The 23630-nt window shown below is 66.8% G+C and carries 20 protein-coding genes and 1 tRNA gene; 12 read left to right on the top strand and 9 right to left on the bottom strand.

Features of this window, described 5'->3' with window-relative positions:
* Positions 1 to 69: 69 nt before the first annotated feature.
* Both gyrA and ABD729_RS11860 read right to left on the bottom strand, forming a co-directional pair.
* On the bottom strand, positions 70 to 2853 hold the full coding sequence (gyrA, locus tag ABD729_RS11865; protein WP_344711437.1) for a DNA gyrase subunit A: 2784 nt from the start codon (positions 2851 to 2853) through the stop codon (positions 70 to 72).
* A 92-nt stretch (positions 2854 to 2945) separates the two neighbouring features.
* A complete protein-coding gene (locus ABD729_RS11860; RefSeq protein ID WP_344710531.1) occupies positions 2946 to 3701 on the bottom strand; it encodes a YaaA family protein in 756 nt (251 codons plus the stop codon).
* Between the two features lie 177 nt (positions 3702 to 3878).
* On the opposite strand from ABD729_RS11860, the gene ABD729_RS11855 reads away from it, so the two are divergent.
* Both ABD729_RS11855 and ABD729_RS11850 read left to right on the top strand, forming a co-directional pair.
* Entirely contained in the window at positions 3879 to 5126 is a 1248-nt protein-coding gene (locus tag ABD729_RS11855) for a hypothetical protein (RefSeq protein WP_344710529.1), read from the top strand.
* Between the two features lie 131 nt (positions 5127 to 5257).
* Entirely contained in the window at positions 5258 to 6655 is a 1398-nt protein-coding gene (locus ABD729_RS11850) for a methyl-accepting chemotaxis protein (RefSeq protein ID WP_344710527.1), read from the top strand.
* Positions 6656 to 6674: 19 nt separating this feature from the next.
* Here the strand turns inward: ABD729_RS11850 and ABD729_RS11845 are convergent, their stop codons facing one another.
* Together ABD729_RS11845 and ABD729_RS11840 are read right to left on the bottom strand one after the other, a co-directional pair.
* Positions 6675 to 7517, bottom strand: coding sequence for an AAA family ATPase (locus tag ABD729_RS11845; protein ID WP_344710525.1), 843 nt, complete (start codon positions 7515 to 7517; stop codon positions 6675 to 6677).
* 42 nt (positions 7518 to 7559) lie between these two features.
* Positions 7560 to 8216 carry a DUF6975 family protein gene (locus ABD729_RS11840; protein ID WP_344710523.1) on the bottom strand — a complete coding sequence of 219 codons (657 nt, stop codon included), beginning with the start codon at positions 8214 to 8216 and terminating at the stop codon, positions 7560 to 7562.
* 258 nt (positions 8217 to 8474) lie between these two features.
* Here ABD729_RS11840 and ABD729_RS11835 point away from each other — a divergent pair, with 258 nt between their 5' ends.
* The 4 genes from ABD729_RS11835 (at position 8475) to ABD729_RS11820 (ending at position 11765) form a co-directional block, all read left to right on the top strand.
* Complete coding sequence (locus ABD729_RS11835; RefSeq protein ID WP_344710521.1) at positions 8475 to 9272, top strand: hypothetical protein; 798 nt, start codon at positions 8475 to 8477, stop codon at positions 9270 to 9272.
* Positions 9269 to 10483 carry a M48 family metallopeptidase gene (locus ABD729_RS11830; protein ID WP_344710519.1) on the top strand — a complete coding sequence of 405 codons (1215 nt, stop codon included), beginning with the start codon at positions 9269 to 9271 and terminating at the stop codon, positions 10481 to 10483. Before ABD729_RS11835 ends, ABD729_RS11830 begins: the two co-directional genes overlap by 4 nt.
* A gap of 18 nt (positions 10484 to 10501) precedes the next feature.
* Positions 10502 to 11131: a hypothetical protein gene (locus ABD729_RS11825; protein WP_344710517.1), complete on the top strand. Its 630-nt coding sequence runs from the start codon at positions 10502 to 10504 to the stop codon at positions 11129 to 11131.
* A gap of 109 nt (positions 11132 to 11240) precedes the next feature.
* Positions 11241 to 11765 carry a phosphatase PAP2 family protein gene (locus ABD729_RS11820; protein ID WP_344710515.1) on the top strand — a complete coding sequence of 175 codons (525 nt, stop codon included), beginning with the start codon at positions 11241 to 11243 and terminating at the stop codon, positions 11763 to 11765.
* Between the two features lie 97 nt (positions 11766 to 11862).
* Here ABD729_RS11820 and ABD729_RS11815 read toward each other — a convergent pair whose 3' ends face one another.
* Positions 11863 to 12063 (bottom strand): hypothetical protein, encoded by a 201-nt coding sequence (locus tag ABD729_RS11815; protein WP_344710513.1) that lies wholly within the window; start codon positions 12061 to 12063, stop codon positions 11863 to 11865.
* Positions 12064 to 12156: 93 nt separating this feature from the next.
* Here ABD729_RS11815 and ABD729_RS11810 point away from each other — a divergent pair.
* Together ABD729_RS11810 and tig are read left to right on the top strand one after the other, a co-directional pair.
* Positions 12157 to 12241 (top strand) — tRNA-Leu (locus ABD729_RS11810).
* A 60-nt stretch (positions 12242 to 12301) separates the two neighbouring features.
* The gene (gene tig, locus ABD729_RS11805) at positions 12302 to 13921 is read left to right on the top strand and encodes a trigger factor (protein ID WP_344710511.1); all 1620 of its coding nucleotides are present in this window, start codon (positions 12302 to 12304) and stop codon (positions 13919 to 13921) included.
* A 4-nt stretch (positions 13922 to 13925) separates the two neighbouring features.
* Here tig and ABD729_RS11800 read toward each other — a convergent pair whose 3' ends face one another.
* On the bottom strand, positions 13926 to 15458 hold the full coding sequence (locus ABD729_RS11800; protein WP_344710509.1) for a hypothetical protein: 1533 nt from the start codon (positions 15456 to 15458) through the stop codon (positions 13926 to 13928).
* A gap of 115 nt (positions 15459 to 15573) precedes the next feature.
* Here ABD729_RS11800 and ABD729_RS11795 point away from each other — a divergent pair, with 115 nt between their 5' ends.
* The 4 genes from ABD729_RS11795 to ABD729_RS11780 all read left to right on the top strand — a co-directional run bounded on the left by ABD729_RS11795 (position 15574) and on the right by ABD729_RS11780 (position 19603).
* The gene (locus tag ABD729_RS11795) at positions 15574 to 16548 is read left to right on the top strand and encodes a glycosyltransferase family 2 protein (protein WP_344710507.1); all 975 of its coding nucleotides are present in this window, start codon (positions 15574 to 15576) and stop codon (positions 16546 to 16548) included.
* Positions 16548 to 17654: a glutamate 5-kinase gene (proB, locus tag ABD729_RS11790; protein ID WP_344710506.1), complete on the top strand. Its 1107-nt coding sequence runs from the start codon at positions 16548 to 16550 to the stop codon at positions 17652 to 17654. The genes ABD729_RS11795 and proB overlap by 1 nt, the downstream gene beginning before the upstream one ends.
* A complete protein-coding gene (locus tag ABD729_RS11785; protein WP_344710504.1) occupies positions 17651 to 18880 on the top strand; it encodes a glutamate-5-semialdehyde dehydrogenase in 1230 nt (409 codons plus the stop codon). Before proB ends, ABD729_RS11785 begins: the two co-directional genes overlap by 4 nt.
* Before the next feature lie 63 nt (positions 18881 to 18943).
* On the top strand, positions 18944 to 19603 hold the full coding sequence (locus ABD729_RS11780) for an ATP-dependent Clp protease proteolytic subunit (RefSeq protein WP_344710502.1): 660 nt from the start codon (positions 18944 to 18946) through the stop codon (positions 19601 to 19603).
* Here ABD729_RS11780 and ABD729_RS11775 read toward each other — a convergent pair.
* From ABD729_RS11775 to ABD729_RS11765, 3 genes are all read right to left on the bottom strand, one after another.
* Positions 19600 to 20937 carry a hypothetical protein gene (locus ABD729_RS11775; RefSeq protein WP_344710500.1) on the bottom strand — a complete coding sequence of 446 codons (1338 nt, stop codon included), beginning with the start codon at positions 20935 to 20937 and terminating at the stop codon, positions 19600 to 19602. The genes ABD729_RS11780 and ABD729_RS11775 overlap by 4 nt on opposite strands.
* A gap of 98 nt (positions 20938 to 21035) precedes the next feature.
* Positions 21036 to 22277, bottom strand: coding sequence for a glycosyltransferase 87 family protein (locus ABD729_RS11770; protein WP_344710498.1), 1242 nt, complete (start codon positions 22275 to 22277; stop codon positions 21036 to 21038).
* A 133-nt stretch (positions 22278 to 22410) separates the two neighbouring features.
* Complete coding sequence (locus ABD729_RS11765; protein ID WP_344710496.1) at positions 22411 to 23628, bottom strand: acyl-CoA dehydrogenase; 1218 nt, start codon at positions 23626 to 23628, stop codon at positions 22411 to 22413.
* Between the last annotated feature and the right edge of the window lie 2 nt (positions 23629 to 23630).

Genomic DNA, 23630 nt, shown 5'->3' with positions numbered 1-23630 from the left:
GTGAAAGACAGGAGGAGAACGGATGGCCGAGGGGAGGGTTGCGCCCCGGCATTCACCGGGGCGCCCTTATCATTCCTCGCTGACGCCCGGATCCACCGGCTTGTCGAGTTCCTGCTCAGCGGTGTTCGCCCCGTCGTCGGGAGCGAGCTCAACCGTCTCACCCTCGAGTTCGACCGCTTCCTCTTCCTCGTCGATCTTGGCGACCGAGACGACATGCTCGGACGGGTCGACCCGGAAGATCATCACGCCCTGCGTGTTGCGGCCGGCGATGCGGATCGAGCCCACCGTGGTGCGGATCATCTTGCCCTGGTCGGTCGCCAGCATGATTTGCTCGCCCGGCTTGACCGGGAAGCTCGCCACCACGCCGCCATTGCGCTCGCTGGTGTCGATGTTGGTGATGCCCTGGCCGCCACGCCCGGTGCGGCGATATTCGTACGCGCTGGTGCGTTTGCCAAAGCCATTCTCGGTCACGGTCAGGATGAACTGCTCGTTCTCGGCAATGAAGGCATAGCGATCGGCCTCGATCCCCTCGGCGCCTTCGTTGTCGCGCCACTTAGGACTGCGCAGATAGGCCTCGCGCTCTTCCTGCGTGGTACCTGCTCGGCGCAGGATCGACATCGAGATGACCTCGTCGTTGCCGAGCAGGCGGACGCCGCGAACGCCCGTGGACGAGCGCGACTGGAACTCGCGGATGGCAGTCGACATGAACCGGATCGCCTTGCCACTGCGGGTCGCGAGAAGGACGTCATCCTCTTCCGAACAGAGGGCGACGCCGATCAGCCGGTCGGATACGTCCTCTTCCTCGCCTTCGCCTTCCTCGGCGATCCCAAACTTCATCGCGATCTTGCCGGCGGTGGGGATGTTCTTGAAGGCATCCATGCTGTTGCGGCGGACGGCGCCATGCGCGGTCGCGAACATCAGGTGGAGCGCGTTCCAGTCGTCCTCGTTCTCGGGCAGCGGAAGAACGGTGGTGATGACCTCGCCCGCCGCCAGTGGCAGGAGGTTGATCATCGGGCGGCCCTTGGCGGTCGGTCCGCCTTCGGGCAGGCGCCACACCTTCATCCGGTAGACCCGGCCGAGGTTCGAGAAGAACAGCACCGGATTGTGGGTCGAGGTCACGAACAGGTTGGTGACCGCATCCTCGTCCTTGGTGGCGATGCCCGAACGGCCCTTGCCGCCGCGCTTCTGCTCGCGGAAGATCGAAAGCGCTGTGCGCTTGATATAGCCGGTCATGGTCACCGTCACGACCATGTCCTCGCGCTCGATCAGGTCCTCGTCGTCGATCCCGTCGAACGCCGCCGCAAGCTCGGTCCGGCGAGGGGTCGCGAACTCGCGCTCCACCGCGTCCAGTTCCTCGCGCATCACCTCGTAGAGGCGCGCGCGGTTGCCGAGGATCTCGAGCAGTTCGCCGATCGTCTTGGCCAGCCCCTCGAGCTCGTTGCCGATCTCGTCGCGGCCGAGTGCGGTGAGGCGGTGCAGGCGCAGATCGAGAATCGCCTTCACCTGCGCTTCGCTGAGGCGATAATCCTCGCCCACCGCCTGCGCTTCGACCGCTTCGACCAGCTGGATGTAGGGGCGGATCTCGTCGCCCGGCCAGGCCCGCGCAAGCAGCGCCTCGCGCGCTTCGGCGGGAGAGGCGGAGCCGCGGATGATCCGCACCACCTCGTCGAGGTTGGTGACCGCGACCACCAGGCCGAGCAGGATATGGGCCCGCTCGCGCGCCTTCATCAGCTCGAACTTGGAGCGGCGGGTGATCACCTCCTCGCGGAAGCGGATGAAGCTTTCGATGAAGTCGCGGAGGGTCAGCGTCTCGGGCCGGCCCGAACGGATCGCCAGCATGTTGGCCGGGAAAGACCCCTGCGCCGGGGTATGCCGCCACAACTGGTTCAAAACGACTTCCGGGGTCGCGTCGCGCTTCAGGTCGATGACGACGCGGACGCCCTCGCGATTGCTTTCGTCGCGGATGTCGGAAACGCCTTCGATCCGCTTTTCCTTGGCGGCCTCGGCGATCTTCTCGACCAGCGCATTCTTGCCCTGCTGGAACGGGATTTCGGTCAGCACGATCGACTTGCGGTCGCCGCGGCCTTCCTCGACCTTGTACTTGGAGCGGACCACGATCGATCCGCGGCCAGTGGTGTAGGCCGAACGGATGCCAGCGGTGCCGAGGATGGTGGCGCCGGTCGGGAAGTCCGGGCCCTTCACATGCTCCATCAGCTGTTCGGACGTGACCGCCGGGTCGTCCATATAGGCGCGGCAGGCGCTGATCACTTCGCCAAGGTTGTGCGGCGGAATGTTGGTCGCCATGCCGACCGCGATGCCGCCGCCGCCGTTGACCAGGAGGTTGGGGAAGCGCGCCGGGAGGACCTGCGGCTCGCGCTCGGACGCGTCGTAGTTCGGCTGGAAGTTGACCGTGTCCTTGTCGAGATCGTCGAGCAGGAACCCGGCCGCCTTCGCCAGCCGCGCCTCGGTGTAACGCATCGCGGCGGGCGGATCGGGATCCATCGAGCCGAAGTTGCCCTGGCCGTCGATCAGCGGCAGGCGCATCGACCAGTCCTGAGTCATCCGGGCGAGGGCATCGTAGATCGCCGTGTCGCCGTGCGGGTGATATTTACCGATCACGTCACCGACGATGCGCGCCGACTTGCGGTAGGGCCGGTTGTAGAAGAAGCCGTTCTCGCTCGCCGAATAAAGGATGCGGCGGTGAACCGGCTTCAGGCCGTCGCGCACGTCGGGCAAGGCGCGGCTGACGATGACCGACATCGCATAGTCGAGGTAGGAGGTCTTCATCTCCTCGACGATCGAAATGGGGGCGATGGCGTCGGTCGGCTGGGGCGGGGTTTCCGCCGGGGGCAAGGTGGCCAAGAAGCTGTCCTGTGCTTGTGCTTATCGTTGTGGCGACAGGCCTAGCAGCGCGCGCGCATACGCGCGAGGAATTTGTGGGTTCTTCAGCCCTTCACGAAGAGCGGGCGCGCGGCCGTGCTGCCCTCTTCGTCATAGGCCCAGCCGTCGCGGTCGAAGCTCGGCAGCGCAGCAAGATTGTCGATCCGTTCCTCGCACAGCCAGCGGGCCAGCGCACCCCGCGCGACCTTGGCGGTGAAGCTCTGGAACTGCAGGCCCTTGGCCGTCCGCACGCGGAAATCGGGGCTGACCAGCGTGACGCCCTTCTTCGGCACGAACGGCTGCACCACCGCGAAATATTCGTTGCTGGCAAGGTTCATCAGAATGCCCGATCCGTCCGCCTTGACGTCGTCCAGCACGGCCTTTGCGACCTTGCGTCCCCAATGCTCGACCAGCTTCCCGCCGCTCGGGCTCCAGCCGGTGCCCATTTCCAGCCGGTAGGGCTTCATCGCATCAAGCGGGCGAAGCACCCCGTAAAGCCCGGACAGGATCCGGAGGTGGTCCTGCGCAAAGCCGATGGTGGCCTCGTCCGCGCTGCCCGCGTCGAAGCCGCGATAGACATCGCCCGCGAAGGCGCGGATGGCCGGCCGGCTGTCGGCCTTGCGAAAGGTCTTGAACCGCGTCGCGTTCAGCTCCGCGAGCTTGTCGGAGATGTGCATCAGGCCGGCTAGGTCGTCGGGGGACAGCTTGGCCGCTGCCCGCGCGATGCTCCCTGCTTCCCGCTCGAAGCGCGGCACGGTGGGTTCCTCGCCGAACGGCGCGGTGAAATCGAGGGTCTTGGCGGGGGAAAGCAGGATGATCACGGTGGAGGGCGGCTAGCAAAGAGGGTGGCCTCCCGTCCATACCGGCTCCTAACTTGCTGAAATCGTTCCGGTTCAAACGTCGTTCACGGAGAATCGGCTTGAGGCTGGCGAGCGCGGCGGAGGCGGTCTAAACGCTCTTCGTTGCAAGCCTACCAAGAACCAGGGAGTTGCCCCACGATGCCGACCAAGTCCCGCGCGCTGTTTGCCGCTCTTCTCCTGTCCGCGGTGGCGATGCCGACCGTGGCCACCGCGCAGAAGAAGGCCGAAGCCGCCCCCGCTGCCAAGGTGACCGTTTCCAAGGAAGCGCAGCCGGCGCTTGCAGCGCTCGACAAGGCAGCCAAGGAAAATCGCGCTGCCGACGTCCCGGCGCTCGCGGCGGCTGCCCTTGCCGCGGCGAAGACGCCGAACGATCGCTATTTCGCCTATCGCCTGCAGCTTCCGGTGCTTGCCGCCGCAAAGAACAACGACGCGCTGCTGACCGCGATCGAGGGCGTGCTGTCCACCGGCGTCGCGACTGGCCCCGAACTTGCCAATTTGACGCTGCTCGCCGGGCGTCTCGGCTACAACAAGGGTGCGAACGACCCGGCGGCGGCGACGCTTGCCGCCACCCGCGCGCAGGAAGCCGTCCAGCTCAATCCGACCGACGGCGAGGCGTTCTACATCCTCGGCCTCAACCAGAACCGCCAGAAGAAGTCGGCCGAAGCCGTCGCTTCGCTGCAGAAGGCGCAGCAGCTGTGGGTGGCCGCGGGCAAGCCCAAGGACCAGGCGGTTGCCGACCAGACCCTGTCGATCGCTTATGCGGCCCGTCTGCCGATCGCCCGCGACCTCGCGTTCGAAAACCTGAAGTCCGCGCCCAGCCCCAAGAACTGGCGCACCGCGATCAAGATCACCGAGCAGAGCAGCAATTTCGCCGCGCCGGACAAGGTCGACCTGTTCCGCCTCCAGCGCGCGACGTCCAGCTTCGAAGGCGAGGGTGATTATTATCCCTACGTCGACGCGCTCTTGACCCGCGGTCTTCCGGGTGAGGCCAAGGCCGTGCTCGACGAAGCGTTCGCCGCGGGCAAGCTCGATCGCAACAAGACCGAGTGGAAGGAAATGTCCGCCGCCGCGGCTGCCCGCGTCGCGGGCGACAAGGCCAGCCTCGCTGCCGGCGAAAAGGCCGCGCTGAGCGCAGCCACCGCGCGTCCGGCCCTGGCGACCGGTGACGCGTACATGGGCTATGGCGATTATGCCAAGGCCGTGACCCTCTACCGTGCCGCGCTGGCCAAGGGCGGCGCCGACGCCGATCTCGCCAACCTGCGGCTCGGCATCGCGCTGGCCCGCAGCGGCGACAAGGCGGGCGCCACCGCCGCGCTGAACGCCGTCAAGGGTTCGCGCGCCAGCATCGCGCAGCTGTGGCTCTACTATCTGCAGACCGCCGCTTAAGCTTCGCCGTTTTCGGCAAAAGGGAAGGGCTCTCGCTGCAAGGCGGGGGCCCTTCTTTTGGGAGTGGTTAACTGAACGGTAAATCCTCGGCGCTAGTCCGATGCGGACGAAAGTAACCGCTTGGAGTTCGCATGGCGACCGCTGGTCTTGAACAGGTAACCGAAGACGCGATCCGTACCGTTGCGCGCAGTTGCGGTTCGCTCTCGATCGAATGTTCTGACGTCGCCGGCTATGTGTCGGACGTCTCGCAGCGTATCAGCGGCCATCTGAAGGCGCTCGACGGCCTTGAGGAAGTGACCACGCGGCTGCTCGCAGACCAGGCCCGCGTGTCGGATTCGACCGACGAAGCGCGCCTTCTGTCCGAACAGGCCAAGGGCAAGCTCGAAGCCGGCCGCGAGGCGATCGAGCAGACCATCGCCGGCTTCAAGGGCTTGACCGAACTGGTCGTCGAACTGGGTGACCGGATGGCGGGCTTCGCGTCCGCCATGAACCAGGTGCAGAGCGTTTCCTCGACCATCGAGGCGATCGCCCGCAAGACCAACATGCTGGCGCTCAACGCCACGATCGAAGCAGCGCGGGCAGGGGACGCCGGGCGCAGCTTCGCGGTGGTCGCGGCCGAGGTGAAGAAGCTCGCCCACGACACCCGCGCGGCAACCAGCCAGATCGGCCTCACCATCAGCGAACTGACCCGTGAGGCAGGCGCGGTGACGACCGAGATCAAGACCGGCGTCGAACGCAGCCGCGCGGCGCAGAAGGGCTTCGGCCAGATCAGCGAAACGGTGCGCGAAGTGAGCGAGATCGTCGGGATGGTCGATCGCCAGACCGAAGGCATCGCCCATTCGACCAGCCTCATCCAGTCCAGCGTCGACCGGGTAAAGGCCAGCCTCACCGACTTTGCCGAGGATGCGCGCGAAAATGGCGGCGCGCTTGGCGTCGCCCATCAGCGCTTGTCCAAGCTCGAAATGCTCTCGGCGACCATGCTCGACACGCTCGCCAACAGCGGCGCCGAAATCGACGACACGCCGATGATCATCCTCGCGCAGGACGCGATGCGAGCGATTTCCGAAGTGGTGGAACGCGGCGTGCGCGAAGGGGCGATCGGCATGGACGACGTGTTCGACCGTACCTACACGCCGATCCCGGGCAGCAACCCGGTGCAATATGACAACCGCTTCTGCGACTTTGCCGACGAGCAGGTCCGCCCGATCCTCGATCGGTTCAAGCTCAAGGATGCCAAGATCATCGGTTCGGCCATCACCAACGTGGACGGCTTCCTTCCGACCCACCTGACCGAACGCTGCCAGGCTCCGGGTCCCGACCCCGTCTGGAACGACGCCCATTGCCGCAACCGCCGCATCTTCATGGACGAACAGACCCGCGCGGCGATCGAAAGCGACAAGCCGGCGACGCTGATGACCTACCGCATGGAGCTGGGCGAGCGCACCATCCCGGTCAAGAACGTGTTCGTGCCGCTGTTCGTGAACGGCCGCCGCTGGGGCAATTACGAAATCGCCTACCGCGACGACTAAAGGGCGAAGGCTGCGCGCCTTACCCCTTGCGCCGCGCCATGAAGGCCAGGCGTTCGAACAGCATCACGTCCTGCTCGTTCTTGAGCAGCGCGCCGTGGAGCGGCGGGATCGCCTTGGTGGGATCGCGCTCCTGCAGCACGTCGAGCGGCATGTCCTCGTGTAGCAGCAGTTTCAGCCAGTCGAGCAATTCGCTGGTCGAGGGCTTCTTCTTGATGCCCGGAACGTCGCGCACGTCGAAGAACAGCTCCAGCGCCTTGCCCAGCAGGATCTTGCTGATCCCGGGGAAATGCACCTCGACGATCTTCTCCATCGTCGCCCGGTCGGGAAAGGCGATGTAGTGGAAGAAGCAGCGGCGAAGGAACGCGTCGGGCAGTTCCTTTTCGTTGTTCGACGTGATGACGACGATCGGCCGCTCCTTGGCCTTCACCGTCTCGCCCGTCTCGTAGACATGGAATTCCATCCGATCGAGCTCCTGGAGGAGGTCGTTCGGGAACTCGATGTCGGCCTTGTCGATCTCGTCGATCAGCAGCACCGGCAGCTGCGGCGCGGTGAAGGCATCCCACAATTTGCCGCGCTTGATGTAGTTGCGGATGTCATGGACCCGCTCCTCACCGAGCTGGCCGTCGCGCAGCCGCGCCACCGCATCATATTCGTAGAGGCCCTGATGGGCGCGGGTGGTCGACTTGACGTGCCACTCGATCAGCGGCGCGTTCAGCGCCTTGGCGATCTCGTGGGCAAGGACGGTCTTGCCGGTCCCGGGTTCGCCCTTGACCAGCAGGGGGCGCCGCAGGGTCACGGCGGCATTGACCGCGACCCTCAGGTCGTCGGTGGCAACGTAATCGGAGGTTCCGGTGAAGCGCATGGCCCGCGGCGATAAAGCAAGCCCGCCAAGAGCGAAAGAACCTTAAAGCCCTTCGCGGGCCTCGCTGCGCGCTTCGAGCAGGTCGAACAAGGCCCGCTGCTGCAGCAGCAGCTGTTCGGCACCGAACCGGATCGCACGTTCCGCCGCCAGGCTCGACGCGCCGGCTTCCAGGGCTTCGGCGATCGACGCGGGGCCGGGCAGCGCGCACGGCGGCACGTCGACCCCGACCCGCTGCGCGACCCGGTCGAGCAGGGGGCGAAGATTGACCCAATCGCCGACCAGCGCGGTCGCGGCCCCCAGCGAGCAGCCGCTGCGCTCGGAGCGGGCGAGGGTCTCGAGGGCATGGCGCTGGGCAAGCAGCGCCGCCTCAGTCTCGGCGGCGCCCGGCGTGCTCGGGACCGGCCCGGCCGCGGCGGTCAGCCGGACGAGATACAATCGCTCCCGCTCGAATGCCGACGCCGCGCCTTCCAGCCAGGCGCGGACGCCGGCCGGGGGCACGCTGCCAAGGGCCAGTTCGACCACGGTCGGCTGGCGCCCGTAGACCGCGCACAGCAGGTGCACGAAATCATCGAGGTCGCGGGCGCGATAGGGCGCCAACGGACCGGCCAGATCGGCGGCATGACCGTGCGTCGCACTGCCCGCGGCTTCGAGACGCGCGGCATGCGCATCGGCCACTGCCGAACCCGCTTGCCGAGCCACTCCCGATTGCACCATCTGACTGTCCTTTCCCCACCACTTCCATTCGGAAACGGCCTCATATCGGAGCAAGCTATTCCAAACCGCGTAAAGACAGGGTTAGCGCGGCCTTAAGGAAGCGGCAGGAACTGTTCGGGAGCGCCTCGGGTGATAAGGCGTTCATCGTGTTGAAAGTGCTGGCGATTTAGCCGAGAGTGGATACAAGTATCTGATTAGGCGATAATTTTTCGTAGACCTGCAGGTGTCGCCAGGAGGGGTCGAGTGCAAAAAGGACAAGTGCGGTTCGCGGCGGCGCTCGGCGCCATGTCGCTCTGCCTTTCGGCCTGCGTGCAGACGCGCCAGATCGCCGATCTTCAGTTCACCCCGCCCCAAGGCGACTACAAGCTGCTGGTCATGCGGCCCGACGTCACCGTCGGTTCGATCAAGGCCGGCGGACTGACCGAGCCGCGCGCCGACTGGACCGAAGCGGCCCGCGCGAACCTCATCACCGCGCTAAAGGCGCAGCAGGCGGGAAGGGGCGGGCAGACCCTCGTGCTCGATCGCCGCAACGCCCTTCCTGGCGTCTCCCCGGACGTGGTCGCCGACCTTGAGCGGCTCCATTCGGCGGTGGGCAATTCGATCGCCCTCCACAAGTTTCTCGGCCTCGAGCTTCCGACCAAGCGGGGCAAGGGGCTCGACTACACGCTTGGCGAAGACGCGGTGAAGCTCGGCCGCGCCACGGGCTATGACTATGCCCTCTTCATGCATGCCGAGGACAGCTTCGCCGACAGCGGGCGCGTCGCGCTCCAGGTGCTCGGGATCGCCGGCTGCTTCATCGGCTTTTGCGCGCCCAACATCGGCGGCGGCGGACAGAGCGCTTATGCCAGCCTCGTCGACCTGCGCACCGGCGAAGTGGTGTGGTTCAACGTCGTCCAGGCCGGAACGCAGGTGGCCGGGATCAAGCTTGGCGACATGCGCAAGCCCGAAGGCGCCGCGCAGCTGGTCGACCGCCTGCTCGGCCGGATGAAGCCCGGTCGCGACGTCAGGCGCGCGCAGGCCGCGGCGGAGAAAGCGCGATGAGCGGCCTCGATCTTTCCCGCAGGGCAATGCTAGCTGGCGGTGCCGCCGCGCTCGTCGTCAGTCCCGCCTCGGCCCGCATCGCGCCTTCCAGTCTGAAGCCGCTGGTCGGTCCCGGATATCGGCCCGTCGACACTGACGAAAAGGGCCTGTGGCAGCAGATGGAGCGGGTGGAGGAGGAGGTCGCCGGCTCCAACCTCCTGATCCGCGACCCCGCGCTCAACACCTATCTTCAGGGGCTGATCGGCAAGGTCGGCGGCCCGGCGGCCAAGGACATGCGCATCTATCTGGCGCGCGTGCCCGAATTCAACGCGATGATGTTCCCGACCGGGTTCACCGTCTTCTTTTCCGGGCTTCTGCTGCGGATGCGAGACGAAGCGCAGCTCGCCGGCGTCATCGCGCACGAAAGCAGTCACTTCCTCCTCAAGCACCAGCTGCGCAGCTGGCGTGACATGAAGCGCAAGACCAACATCTTCGCCGGCCTCGCGATGGTTGCGGGCATGGCGGGCGGCGCGACCGGCACCTACACGGGCGACCTCGTCCGCCTGGCCGAGCTGGGAACGGTGCTGACCCTGTTCCGCTACAGCCGCCAGCTTGAGGCGGAGGCCGACGCGATGGGTGTCAAGCTGATCGCCGAAGCAGGCTATGCGCCGATGTCGATGTCGGACACCTGGGGTCAGCTCATCACCGAGCTCGAATGGTCCGCCAAGGAGCGGCGCAAGCGCGTCGACCGCGGTTACAGCCTGTTCTCCACCCACCCCGCACCGCGCGAACGGCTGCAGGACCTTGCCGTCTCCGCGCAGGAACTGACGGTCCCGGGCCGCAGCTACGACCGCGGGCGTGACCGCTATCTGCAGGCCATCGCCCCGATCCGCGCAAGCCTGTTCGACGACCAGGTGAAACTGAACGACCCCGGCGCCAGCCAGTATATCGTCGAAACCCTCGCCCGCGACGGCTGGAACGGCACCCTGCTCTTCTACCGCGGTGAGATTTTCCGCCTGCGCGACGGCATCCAGAACCAGCAGGCGGCCGCCCTCAATTATGCAGAGGCGGTCAAATATCCCGATGCCCCCGCCGATGCGTGGCGCTGGCACGGCGTCATGCTGATGAAGCAGGGCAGGGCCGCCGAGGGCCGCACCGCGCTCCAGCGCTACCTCGCCATGGCGCCCGGCGCCCCCGACGCGCCGTTCGTGCGCCAGATGATCCAGGGCTGACCGACGATGCGAAACACCATGCGACACTTCCTTCTCGCCGGCACCCTCGCGGCCAGCCTGTCAGCCTGCAGCTCGACCGGGGGCGGGGGCCTTGGCGGCTTCGCGACACCCTACGGCCTCGTCCGCACCGGGCAGACGGTCAACGTCGGATCCGGCGCGATGAGCGTCATCTCCCCGCGCGAATGGAACCGCCAGGGCGGCTTCTCCTTCAATGACGTGCGCTGGGTAGAGGACTGGACTTTGAACGGCCCGTATCTTGATGGGGTCACCTTCATCACCGGCCTGCCCGACAACAAGCGGCTGATCTGGCAGGAATATAAGGCCGATCGCCAGGTCCCGCGCTTCCGCTCCACCATGACCGCACCGGAAGTCGTCAGCCTGCTCGAAACGCTTTACCGCGTCGAAGGCGGCGCGGTCGACTTCAAGACGCTTGGCCTTGCCCCGCGCCCGTTCCTCGGCACCAGCGGCTTCCAGTGGGACTACGAACATCTTGATGGCGACGAGGTGTGGCGCAAGGGAAGGGCGGTCGGCGCGGTGATCGACGGCAAGCTTTACATGATCATGTATGACGCCGCGCGCTCGCATTATTATCAGCAGGCGCTGCCCGACTTCGAAGCAATGGTGCGGAGCGCCGTTCGCCGCCGCTAGGGTTCATGCAACATTGTCACGTGCCGCACCGTTGAGCGGTCCTGTGACCAATCATGACAACTTGCCCGCTATCGATCCCGTCGCTCCGGGAGAGGAACTGGACGCGGCCGTGGCGGACGCTCTCCTGCCGTACACCGGCGAGCTTGGCGTCCGGGCGATCGGCGCGATCAGCGATCTCTCGGACCAGGAGCCCCTCTATGCCGCCGCGGCCGGTGTCCTCGCCACGGCCGCGGTGATGCGCGATGGGCCGCTCTGGCGCACCGGCACCCGCATTCTTGCCGCCCATCTCCTGGCCACGGGCCTTCGCGGCATCGTCAAGCAGATGGTCGATCGCACCCGCCCAGACGCTGCCGCGCGCCGCGGCGACTACGTCCTTCGCGAAGGGCAGCGCCACGACAGCGACTACAACAGCTTTCCCTCGGGACACACCGCGGGTGCCGTCGCCGTCGCCATGGCAGTCGCCCGCGACAACCCCGGCGCGCGACTGCCGGCGCTCGGCCTGGCAAGCCTCGCCAGCACCGCGCAGGTCATCCGCTCGAAACATTATGTGACCGACGTCATCGCCGGCGCGATCATCGGCGTCGCCGCTGAAGCGCTGGTCGATGCGCTGATCGAACGAGCGAAGCGCTACTGATTTAGCTCGTCACGGCCGGTCGAGCGTAGCGATGCCGCGCTCGACGACATGGACCACCCTGCTCGGCTCGAAACGGAGGGGGCGTCGCGCCCCGGACTTAAGAGACGGGCGAGATCGGGGTCGCCGGGGTCTCGGTTCCGGGGCTGGCCGGGCTCGGCACGTCGATCGGGGCTTCCGCGGGCGGAGCCTCGGTCGGGGTTTCGCTCGGCTGGCCGGGCTGGCTCGGCTGGGCCGGCTGCTCGGGCGGGGCCGGCTCGAAGCCGGGGGCGTCGTCGGGGAAGGGGGGAAGCTGTTGCATGTGCGGTGAAACGCCGGATGAGCGCCCTCGGGTCCCTGTCTCTGTCTTGCCCCGCAGGGCTGGCCTGCTATAGGGCCGCCCCTGAACGCTCGCGCGGGCGTGGCGGAATTGGTAGACGCGCTGGTTTTAGGTACCAGTATCGCAAGATGTGGGGGTTCGAGTCCCTTCGCCCGCACCAACTTCCGCCCGGCCAAGGCGAAGTGCCTTTCAACTTGTTTATCCAGGATTTGTCGTCACCATGCAGCATGTCGAGATCGAGAATGAGGGCCTGAAGCGGGCCTACCAGCTGACCTTCACGGCAGCCGAGATCGACGAGCGGATCGCCGGCGAGGTGAAGCGCATCGCCCCGCAGGTGCGCATGCCCGGCTTCCGCCCCGGCAAGGTTCCGGCCAACCTCATCCGCAAGATGCACGGCGACGCGCTCCACCAGGACGCGCTCAACACCACCATCCAGCAGGGCATCCAGCAGCTCCTGACCGAACAGAACCTGCGCCCGGCGATGCAGCCGGCGATCGAGCTCAAGGAAGGCTATGAGGCCGGCAAGGATGCCGAGGTGACCGTTCGCCTCGAGACGCTGCCCGCCATTCCGGCCCCGCAGCTCGACGGCCTGAAGCTCGAGCGCCTGAGCGCCGAAGCCGACGAGAGCGCGGTCGACGCGCAGGTCGAACAGTTCGCCCGCAACGCCAAGCGCTTCGAAGATGCCCCCGAGGGCAAGGCCGCCGAAACCGGCGACCAGGTCGTGATCGACTTCGTCGGCAAGACCGCTGACGGCGTCGCCTTCGAAGGCGGCACCGGCACTGACATGGCGGTCGAAATCGGCTCCGGCACCCTGATCCCCGGCTTCGAGGACCAGCTGATCGGCGCGAAGGTCGGCGAGGAGCGCACGCTCAACGTCTCGTTCCCCGACGATTATCCGGCCGCAAACCTCAAGGGTCAGCCCGCCACCTTCGACGTAAAGGTGACGGCGGTGAAGATCGCCGGTGAAACCGTGATCGACGACGAGTTCGCCAAGACCCTCGGCCTCCAGAGCCTCGACCAGCTGAAGGGCCTGCTCCGCGACCAGCAGACGCAGGAACTGAACGGCCTCACCCGCACCCACATGAAGCGCCGCTTGCTCGACCAGCTGGCCGCCAGCCACGACTTCGAGGTTCCGCCCTCGATGGTCGAAGCCGAGTTCGCCAACATCATGGCCCAGCTCGAGCATGAAGCGAGCCACGAGGCCGATCCCGAAGCCGCCAAGGCCGAGATCGAAAAGGACAAGGACGATTACCGCAAGATCGCGGAGCGCCGCGTCCGCCTCGGCCTTCTGCTGAGCGAGATCGGCCAGGCCAATGGCGTCGAGATCACCTCGCAGGAGATGAACCGCCTGATCGCCCAGGCCGCGCAGCAGTACGGCCCGGCCGACCGCGACCGGTTCATCCAGTACATCCAGCAGGAGCCGATGGCCGCCGCCCAGCTGCGCGCCCCGCTCTACGAGGACAAGGTCGTCGACTTCCTCTTCACCAAGGCCGAGATCACCGATCGCGCCGCGACCCGCGCCGAGATCGAAGCCGACCTCGAGGCCGAGGAAGGCCATGTCCACGGTCCGGGCTGCGGCCACGACCATGGCGAGGCGGCTCCGGCTCCCAAGGCCAAGAAGGGCAAGAAGGCTGCTGCCGCCGCCACCGAGGAAGCTCCCGCTGCGCAGGCTGCCGAGACCGCTTCCGAAGTGAAGCCCGCCGCCAAGAAGGCCAAGCCTGCCAAGCCCGCCAAGGGCGCGGTCGAAGCCGAGCCGGAAACCCCGGTCGCGGCAGAGCCCGTCAAGGACGGTGCGGGCGCGAAGGCCCCGGCCAAGAAGTCGAAGAAGGCTTCGGCCTGAGCCTTTAAAGGCTGCTGATCGGCTCCGATCGCCACCGCGGTGACCCGCGTGGCGACGGAGCCAGTCTGGCCATTGCCGAAGCGGCGAGCAGCGGCAGGACCCACAGCACGCGCGCACCATAGCGGTCGTGCGGAGTCGACAGGCCGCCGCACACCAGCGCGTTCACCAGGACGCCGGCAACGATCATGATGGCGACCCGGCCATCCACCAGCTTCATCCTGACCAGGAACGGCAGCGCGAGCAGCGCCAGGACCGCCACGACCAGGCTGAGATTGGCGTAGGCGTCGACATAGGGCGCCAGCCGCCCTGCATCATGAAGGCCCGTCACCACCGCGTCCGGCGCCGACACCGCGTCTCCGCGGCCAAGGTCGATATCGCGAAATTCGCTAAGCCGCATGAGGCCGAGCTGGTGGGCGGCCGAGCGCGTGGTGCTGGCCAGCACCTCACCCGGATAAGCCAGCACGACCGCAAGGACGAAGCTGCCCTGCTCCTCGGCGATCCGGCGCTTGCCGGCGGGATCGAGCGTATTGAACACCCCTCGTGCCGGATCTGGATCCCACAGGAAAATGTCGCTCGCCTGCGGCAGACGATCGCGGAATTCGCAGACGTAGAAGCGCCTGGTCGCGCACCGTTCCTGGATGAAACGCATCCCGGGACCGTCATCGATCAGCCGGGCGGTGAGGAAGGGCGGCCGGATCGGCGGGGTGCCGAGCGCCGCCTCGACGCCCTTGGCGAACATCATTTCCCCGACGATCCCGGTCAGCGCCGCAGCGAGGACCAGGCCCACGCGGCCCCAGTTACGCTGGCGCTGCTGGAGCGTGATCAGCGCGCCGACGACTGCCAGCGCCCCGATGATCAGCACATGGCTCGAATGAAACAGCGCCGCCGCCGCCGCGAGAAGGAACCAGAACAGGGTTCGCCCACGCATCCGGTTGGGCGAAAAGATCAGCATCGTCGCCGCAAGGATGGCCACGCCCGCAAACACGTCGGGCATCACGAACGATGTGAAGAAGGGCAGGGTGGACGTGCCGGCGATCAACAGCAGGACCAGCGAGGCAAGCCATAACCGCCTGCGCTTCTCCCCGGCGCCAAGGTCGGTCAGGAACATCAGCACGACCGCCGCGATCGCCGCCGCCTGGATCAGGCCCAGCAGCCAGAACTGCCCGGTCAGCGCCGAGCCGTAAGCGAGCATCCCGTAATAGACCGACCTGCCCAGCAACGGCACGCGGTTCTGGTTGAGCTGCTCTTCTTCGCTTGCCGCTACCGGCCTAGCGGGCTGGGTAGCGCCGGGCTTAGCCTGCTCCTGCAGCCGCTCGACCTCGCCCGAACGGGTCCAGGCGCTCGAATAGCCAATGCTCTTGTAGACCGCGGCATCGACCACCCGGACATAGGCGCTGGAATCGGCGAACAGGAACGGCTTGCCGTGCAGCAACGCCGGCCACAGCAGCGACAGCGTGGCGACGACAAAGGCCACTTGCGCCCAGAAGGAGGCGGCAGTCCCAGGATGATCGCTTCTGACGCCCTTAAACTTCCGCATACCTGCCCGGCATACGGTGGGGCCGGTGGGGGCGCAACGGCTTGGCTGTACCGAAAGCACACAAGCGCGATGAAAGGAGATTGACCAGACGGGCTCAGTCGCCTGTACAAGCGGCATGATCAGCGAAGCCATCTCCGCCCCGCGCTCCGTCCCTTTCAGCGACGGGGTACGCGTCGCCGTCCTGCTTCCCTGCTACAATGAGGAAGCGGCCATCGCGCCGACGATCGCCGGTTTCCGCGCCGCGCTGCCGAACGCGACCATCTACGTCTACGACAACAACAGCAAGGATCGCACGGTAGAGATCGCCCGGGCGACCGGCGCCGTCGTCCGGACCGAACGCCAGCAGGGCAAGGGCAACGTCGTCCGCCGGATGTTCGCCGACATCGAAGCCGACGTCTACGTGATGGCCGACGGCGACCTCACCTATGATCCGCTTGCCGCGCCCGCGATGGTCGACCTCCTCGTCAGGGAGCAGCTCGACATGGTGGTCGGCACCCGCCAGCATGAGGCGGCCGAAGCGTATCGCGGCGGTCACGTGCTCGGCAACCGCCTCTTCACCGGCCTCCTCTCCAGCATGTTCGGGCGCAGCTTCACCGACGTCTTCAGCGGCTACCGCGTCTTCTCGCGCCGTTTTGCGAAGAGCTTCCCGGTGCTTTCCGCCGGGTTCGAGATCGAGACGGAGATGAGCGTACACGCGCTCGAACTGAGGATGCCGGTGGGCGAAGTGGCCACCGCTTATGGTGCCCGCCCCGAAGGCTCGACGTCCAAGCTGTCGACCTATCGCGACGGCTGGCGCATCCTCAAGGTCATGCTGAACCTGTTCCGGACCGAAAAGCCGTGGCTGTTCTTCGGCTCGATCGGCGCGCTGCTGCTGGCCGCCGCGCTGATCCTGTCGGTGCCACTGGTCCTGACCTACCTCGACACCGGGCTGGTGCCGCGCTTCCCGACCGCGATCCTGGTGACCGGCATGGTGATCATCGCGGTGCTGTCCTTCCTGGCCGGCCTGATCCTCGACACCGTGACTCACGGACGGCGCGAGATCCGCCGCCTTGCCTATCTGTCCCACCCGGCGCCGAGCGAACGGGACTGATGGCCGGGCCGCCCGTCCGGCGGCTGGTGATAAAGCTCGGCTCGGCACTGGTGACGAGCGGGGAGGGGCCGCGCACCGCCTTCCTGTCCGATATTGCGGCCGACGTCGCCGCCCTTCGCCGTGACGGGACCGAGGTCATCCTCGTCAGCTCGGGCGCGGTCGCACTGGGGCTTGGCCGGCTCGGCCTGTCGCGCTCGCCCCGCCTCGATCACAAACAGGCTGCGGCCGCCGCCGGCCAGCCCTTCCTCATGCAGGCGTGGGAAACGGCCTTCGCATCTCACGACCTTTGCACCGCCCAGCTGCTCCTGACCGCTCACGACACCGAAGACCGCCGCGCCTTTCTAAATGCCCGCTCCACCATCGCCGCGCTGCTGAAGGCGGGCGCGGTTCCGATCATCAATGAAAATGACAGCACGGCCACCGCCGAACTCAGGGTCGGCGACAATGACCGCCTGTCCGCACGCGTCGCCCAGCTTGCCGGGGCCGACCTGCTCGTCTTGCTGTCCGACGTCGATGGCCTCTATACCGCCGACCCTCGCCGCGATCCCGATGCGGCCCATGTTCCCGACGTCGCCGCCGTCACGCCCGCGATCATTGCCCTCGCCGGCGGCGCCTCCGGCAGCGGGCCGGGGACCGGCGGGATGCGCACCAAGCTCGAGGCCGCGCGGATTGCCGCCGCCGCCGGCTGCGCCACCCTGATCGGAAGCGGGACCGAGCCTGGCGCCCTTCGCCGCCTCCTTTCGGGCGAAGCGCGCCGGACCCGTATCGCTGCCGATGGATCGCCCGCGCGCGCCTACAAGGCGTGGATCGCCGGAACGCTTGCGCCGATCGGCTCGCTCGTCATCGATGCCGGCGCCGCCGCCGCGCTCCGCCGCGGAAGCAGCCTCCTTCCCTCGGGCGTCACTGCCGCCGAGGGAGCTTTCGCCCGCGGCGACTGCCTCTCCGTCCGTGACCCGGATGGGGAGGAGATCGCACGTGGCCTCAGCCGCTACGACGCGGACGAGGCGCGGCGACTGCTCGGCGCGCGCGGGGATGAGATCACCGCACGGCTCGGTTATTCGCGCGGCGATGCCCTGATCCACCGCGACGACATGGTGCTGCGATGAACCTCTCGCCCGACATGCACCACCTCGGCCGCGCGGCCCGCGACGGTGCCGAAGCCCTGCGCGCGGCCAGCGCCGAGCAGCGCACCGCCGCCATCCGCGCGATGGCCACGCACCTTCGCGCGGACTCGTCCTCCATCCTCGCCGCAAATGCCTCCGACCTCGCTGCCGCGACGCAGCATCACGACCGGCTGCGCCTCGACGCCGAACGAGTCGAGGCAATCGCCGCAGGGGTCGAGGCGGTGGCTGGCCTTCCCGACCCGGTAGGCGCCGAGATCGCGCGCTGGCAGCGGCCGAACGGTCTCGACATCGCCCGCGTGCGGACCCCGATCGGGGTCATCGGCATGATCTACGAAGCCCGCCCCAACGTCACCGCTGACGCCGCCGCCATCTGCGTCCGCTCTGGCAATGCGGTGATCCTTCGCCCCGGCTCGGACTGCTTCGCAAGCAGCCGGGCGATCCACTCCGCGCTTGTCCGCGGCCTTGCCGAAGCCGGCTTGCCGCCAGCCACGGTGCAGATCGTGCCGACGGCCGACCGCGCCCTCGTCGGTGACCTCCTCGCGGGCCTCGATGGTACGCTCGATCTCCTCATTCCCCGCGGCGGGCGCAGTCTCGTCGAGCGCATCCAGGCCGAGGCGCGGGTGCCCGTGCTCGGACATCTCGAGGGCGTCTGTCACACCTATGTGCATCACGCGGCCGATCCCGTCATGGCCGCCGCCATCGTCCACAACGCCAAGCTGCGCCGGGTGTCGGTCTGCGGCTCGACCGAGACCCTGCTCATCGATCGCGCCGCGCTGCCGATGCTCCCCGCCATCGCCGAGGCGCTCGAAGGATGCGAACTGCGCGGCGACGCCGAGGCCGCGGCAGTCGTCCCGATGCGCCTCGCGACCGAGGACGACTGGCGCACCGAATATCTCGCACCAATCCTCAGCATCCGCACCGTAAGCGACTGGCACGAAGCAGCTTCGCACATCGCCCGCTACGGCACCGGCCATACCGAAGCGATCGTCACCGAGGATCGCGCCGTCGCCGAAGCCTTTCTCGATACGGTCGACAGCGCCATCGTCCTGTGGAACGCCTCGACCCAGTATGCCGACGGCGGCGAATTCGGCTTCGGCGCGGAGATCGGCATCGCCACCGGCAAACTCCACGCCCGCGGCCCCGTCGGGCCCGAGCAGCTCACCAGCTTCAAATATGTGGTGCGTGGGGCAGGGCAGGTCCGGCCTTGAACTTATCCGCCCACCCGCCGATGTAGTCGGCAGTCACAAACGACAGGACGAAAAGTTTCTCCCATGGATCATCAGGACATCATCTCCGGGCTCGTACCGATCGTCATCGAGCAGTCGAACCGGGGCGAGCGCAGCTTCGACATCTATTCGCGGCTGCTGCGGGAGCGGATCGTCTTCATCACCGGCCCGATCGAGGATCACATGTCCTCGCTGATCGTCGCCCAGCTGCTCTTCCTCGAGTCCGAGAACCCGAAGAAGGACATCTTCATGTACATCAACTCGCCGGGCGGCGTGGTCACCAGCGGCCTCGCGATCCACGACACGATGCAGTACATCCGTCCGCGCGTCGGCACCGTCTGCATCGGCCAGGCCGCCTCGATGGGGAGCTTCCTGCTCGCCGCCGGAGAGCCCGGCATGCGCGTGGCGCTGACCAACAGCCGGATCATGGTCCACCAGCCGTCGGGCGGCGCGCAGGGCATGGCGTCCGACATCGAGATCCAGGCGCGCGAGATTCTGCGCATGCGCACCCGCCTCAACTCGCTCTATGCGAAGTATACCGGCAAGGACCTTGCCGACATCGAGAAGGCAATGGACCGCGACAGCTTCCTCGAGGCCGACGAGGCCAAGGCCTTCGGCCTGATCGACGCCGTCTTCGACAAGCGTCCCGATGCCGCCGACATGGAGCAGCTCGGAATGGGCAGCGGCGGCGCGCCGGACGCCTAGGCGACCGACCCCGGGGAGAGCGGCGCGTCCATCGGATTGCCGCTCTCCCGCCCGGACCTCCGCCCCATCACCGCCAACCAACAGCGATCGATCAGATAGCCGCCTGCAAAGGCGAAGAACGGGAAGAACAGGTAGGTGTAGCGCGACACCGGCTGGAAGAAGGACAGCGCAAGCGCCGGAACCACGAGCAGCGCCACCGGATAAAGCCAGGCGCGCCGGTCGCTCAGCAACCCCAGCGCCAGCCCGATAAGCCCCAGCACGCCCGCCAGCCCGGCAACCGCCGCCCGCAACGTCTTGGCGCGGTTCGCGAACTGCCAGGGATCGGGAATGACGATCTGCCTGAGGTGCCGCAACGCGAGCTTCGCCACTCCAGCCTTGTTGCTGGCCATCCATGCCTTGGTTTCCTGCCCGAGCTTGCGGGCATAAGGCACCTCGCCGCCGGCAGCCTTCATCTTGGCAAAGGCGGCGGCGGTCTGCGTCGGGTGGATGTCCTTCAGCCGCTGCTCGAACACCTGGCCCTGGTCGGCGCCGTCAACCGCCGCCTGATGATTGGCCAGCGCGAGTTCGAGCCCGGCATTGCTCCGAAGCGGCACGAATTCGCCGAACACCTGATAATTGCGATAGGCCCACGGCCCGACCAGCGCTGCCAGGCAGACCAGCCCCGACACGCAGACCAGCAGCGTGTCGCGCAAGGTGAACCGCCGCACCGCCAGCACCAGGCCGCACAGGCCGGCGCCAAGCCCGAGCGGCGGATTGACGAAGAACAGCAGCGCCGCAACCGCGCCCAGAATGATCAACTGTCCCCGGTCGACGGGACCCGTGGCAAGCTTCATTGCCCGATCGAAGAACAGGGCGGCCAGGAAAATGGCAAGACCGCCTTCCCAGATCCGGAAGTCGACGGCCTCCTGCGCGATATAGGTCGGTGCCACGCACAGGAACAGGATCGCGATCAGCCGCGCCCGCGTCGACAGGCCGATGCGGCCGAACGCGCGATACAGCAGCAGGAAAGCGCCAAAGACCAGCCCGACCGACCACAGGGTCAGAAGCGATTCTGACAGCGCGCTGCGCACCCCGAACAGCGCATAGACCCCGCCGGCGATCAACGGGCTGATCGGACTAAGGTGGGCAGTCGGGCCTTGGCCCCGGGCATACGCATCGGCAAAGCCGCGGCCGTCGGCGAGCGCCTCGGCAACGAAGGCTGCCTCTCCCGACGCGCCGCTATCGGGGCGGAAGATCGCCCACGCCAGCCGCAACGACACGCCAAGCAGGACGAACAGGATCAGCAAGGTGCGGGCACGCCGCGGCTCGGCCAGCAGGCCACGGCTCCAGGTCATCACGGCCATCTCGTTTACGCGCCCCCACTAATCATGCGACACCGGGGATGCGAAACTATCCTGGCGGATGCAACAGGGCATCCCGCGACGGCCCCGCTTCAGGACAGTTGCGGTTCGCCTTCACCGCGATAGTTCGCGCACCAGCGCAGCAAGATGACGACGACCATCGTCATCGGCACCGCGCCGGCAAGCGCGAAGATTCCCCAACCGAAGCCGAAATGGCTCTGCATGTAACCGGTTTCGCCGAAGAAGGGATTGAACCTGTCGTAGCTGACCATGATAAACGGAACGTAGGAAAGCAGCGACGCCAGTTGCGCCAGGCCGAGGACGACGAGATAGCGGCCGTTGTAGAAACACAGGCACAGCAACAGTATCTGCGCCGGATAGAAGAAGTGATCGAGCATCTTGGGCGCGATCCACGTCGACAGGAACATCAGCGTCGTCGCGGCGAGCAACATCCCTTCCTTGCTGTCGACAAGTCTCTTTCGAGACATCCAGATGACGCACGCGAGGACTGTCAGCGCGGCCGCGGGAAGCCCGATCAGCAGCGCAATTTGGGTGTCGGGCAGCGCATTGCCTAGAAGCCAGAAATTGGGCGCGTTGGACGAAAGCCCGCCATTCTTGGCTGCCTGGTTCGTATAGACGTTGATCAGGTCCTGGATTGGGCGCGACGCAAGGAACATCGGAATGCTGAACAGGACGTACCCCGCCGGCAGCAGGCTGAAGGTCCACCAGGGCTGCCGCTTCCTGAAGAAGAGCAGGGCAAGGAACGGCAGGTAGAGCAGGCTTTGGAACTTGATGCTCAGCGCCACAGAAAAGGCCAGCATGGCAAAGACGGGCCGGCGGCGCATCGACGCCAGTAACGATAGCAGCAGGAAAACGGTGTAGATCGCGTCCGACTGTCCGGTCGCCGCCGCATTGTGGATGACCGTCGGCAGCAGGAGTGCAGCGACGAACGCTCGGCGCCGGCTGTCCCGCGGTACGACCAACGTCACGAGGAAGGCACCGGCCACCTCGAAGCAGATGTAGAAAATCTTGGCCCGGATCACCGCGTCGCCCGGAAACAGCGACAGCAAAGCGTACAGATGCTCGTAGAACGGAGCATAATCGGTGAACGGCTGACGCAGGTAATCGAGACCGACCTGATCGGTGTGCCGCAACCAGGGGATCAGATAGTCCCGGACATCGGCGGTCTCGACGGGGAAGACCAGGACATGAAGGGCGACGGCAAGTGCGATCCCGAACCCGAGTTCAAGCGGGCCAAGGTCGCGTCCGCGCCGCGTCAGTTGCGAGGCCGAGCCGTCATCCTTCTCATCTCCGGCACTCGACTGCACCAGCATAGAACGCTTCCACTCTTCCGAATCGATTACAGCCGGCGAAGTCAGGGCCGCCCCGGCAAGAAGAGTGGCGATGCCATGAAAAGGCAACAGGGGCGGGTCGCGACACGCCAGCCCTGTGCCTTTCCGGGACCCGTCAGAAGGCGCTCAGCCCCGTGATCGCCCGCCCGAGGATCAGCGCATGGACGTCGTGCGTGCCCTCGTAGGTGTTGACCGTCTCCAGGTTCAGCGCGTGGCGGATGACCTGATATTCGGCGCTGATCCCGTTGCCGCCGTGCATGTCGCGGGCGATCCGGGCGATGTCGAGCGCCTTGCCGACATTGTTGCGCTTGATCAGGCTGATCGTCTCGGGGATCAGCTCGCCATCCTCCAGCCGCCGTCCGACGCGCAGCGCCGCCTGCAGGCCAAGCGTGATCTCGGTCACCATGTTGGCCAGCTTGAGCTGCACCAGCTGGGTCGCCGCCAGCGGCCGCCCGAACTGGTGGCGATCGAGCGTATATTGCCGCGCGGCGTGGAAGCAGGCCTCGGCCGCACCCATCGAGCCCCAGCCGATGCCGTAGCGGGCGCGGTTGAGGCAGCCGAACGGCCCCTTCAACCCCTCGACGTTGGGAAGCAGCGCATCCTCGCCGACCTCGACCCCATCCATCACGATCTCGCCGGTGATCGACGCGCGTAGCGACAGCTTCTGCTTCACCTGCGGCGCCGACAGGCCCGGCATGCCCTTTTCGAGCACGAAGCCGCGGATCTTGCCGCCATGCGCTTCGGACTTGGCCCACACCACGAAGACGTCGGCGATCGGGCTGTTGGTGATCCACATCTTGGCGCCCGACAACGAGTAACCGGTGTCGGTCTTCTTCGCGGTGGTGCGCATCCCGCCCGGGTCCGAGCCCGCGTCCGGCTCGGTCAGGCCGAAGCAGCCGACCAGTTCGCCCGACGCCAGGCCCGGCAGATATTTGCGGCGCTGTTCTTCGGAACCGTAGGCAAAGATCGGATACATGACGAGCGAGCTCTGCACGCTCATCGCCGAACGATAGCCGCTGTCGACCCGCTCCACCGCCCGCGCAATCAGGCCATAAGCGACATAGCCGAGGCCGGCGCCGCCATATTGCTGCGGAATGGTCGCCCCGATGAGGCCGAGCTGGCCCATCTCGCGCAGGATCTCGCGGTCGAAGCTTTCATTCAGATAGGCCTCGGTCACCCGCGGCTGCAGCTTTTCCTGGGCATAGCCTTCCGCGGTGTCGCGGACGAGGCGCTCGTCCTCGGTCAGTTGCTCCTCCAGCCCGAACGGATCGGACCAGTCGAAGGGTTTGAGCCTGGGCTCGTGGGCGAGGGCGGGATCAGGGGTCTTGAGCATGA

It is taken from the genome of Sphingomonas humi (assembly GCF_039536725.1).
In the GTDB taxonomy this organism is placed as follows: Bacteria; Pseudomonadota; Alphaproteobacteria; order Sphingomonadales; family Sphingomonadaceae; genus Sphingomicrobium; species Sphingomicrobium humi.
The sequence above is the reverse complement of the archived record's forward strand: the minus strand, read 5'-3'. Positions and strand labels throughout refer to the sequence as shown.

Excerpts from the sequence above, each read along its gene's own strand:
- ABD729_RS11855 (WP_344710529.1), top strand. The coding sequence starts at position 3,879 with ATGCCGACCAAGTCCCGCGCGCTGTTTGCCGCTCTTCTCCTGTCCGCG.
- ABD729_RS11850 (WP_344710527.1), top strand. The coding sequence starts at position 5,258 with ATGGCGACCGCTGGTCTTGAACAGGTAACCGAAGACGCGATCCGTACC.
- ABD729_RS11845 (WP_344710525.1), bottom strand. The coding sequence starts at position 7,517 with ATGCGCTTCACCGGAACCTCCGATTACGTTGCCACCGACGACCTGAGG.
- ABD729_RS11830 (WP_344710519.1), top strand. The coding sequence starts at position 9,269 with ATGAGCGGCCTCGATCTTTCCCGCAGGGCAATGCTAGCTGGCGGTGCC.
- ABD729_RS11825 (WP_344710517.1), top strand. The coding sequence starts at position 10,502 with ATGCGACACTTCCTTCTCGCCGGCACCCTCGCGGCCAGCCTGTCAGCC.
- ABD729_RS11815 (WP_344710513.1), bottom strand. The coding sequence starts at position 12,063 with ATGCAACAGCTTCCCCCCTTCCCCGACGACGCCCCCGGCTTCGAGCCG.
- tig (WP_344710511.1), top strand. The coding sequence starts at position 12,302 with ATGCAGCATGTCGAGATCGAGAATGAGGGCCTGAAGCGGGCCTACCAG.
- ABD729_RS11800 (WP_344710509.1), bottom strand. The coding sequence starts at position 15,458 with ATGCGGAAGTTTAAGGGCGTCAGAAGCGATCATCCTGGGACTGCCGCC.
- ABD729_RS11795 (WP_344710507.1), top strand. The coding sequence starts at position 15,574 with ATGATCAGCGAAGCCATCTCCGCCCCGCGCTCCGTCCCTTTCAGCGAC.
- proB (WP_344710506.1), top strand. The coding sequence starts at position 16,548 with ATGGCCGGGCCGCCCGTCCGGCGGCTGGTGATAAAGCTCGGCTCGGCA.
- ABD729_RS11785 (WP_344710504.1), top strand. The coding sequence starts at position 17,651 with ATGAACCTCTCGCCCGACATGCACCACCTCGGCCGCGCGGCCCGCGAC.
- ABD729_RS11780 (WP_344710502.1), top strand. The coding sequence starts at position 18,944 with ATGGATCATCAGGACATCATCTCCGGGCTCGTACCGATCGTCATCGAG.
- ABD729_RS11775 (WP_344710500.1), bottom strand. The coding sequence starts at position 20,937 with ATGACCTGGAGCCGTGGCCTGCTGGCCGAGCCGCGGCGTGCCCGCACC.
- ABD729_RS11770 (WP_344710498.1), bottom strand. The coding sequence starts at position 22,277 with ATGCTGGTGCAGTCGAGTGCCGGAGATGAGAAGGATGACGGCTCGGCC.
- ABD729_RS11765 (WP_344710496.1), bottom strand. The coding sequence starts at position 23,628 with ATGCTCAAGACCCCTGATCCCGCCCTCGCCCACGAGCCCAGGCTCAAA.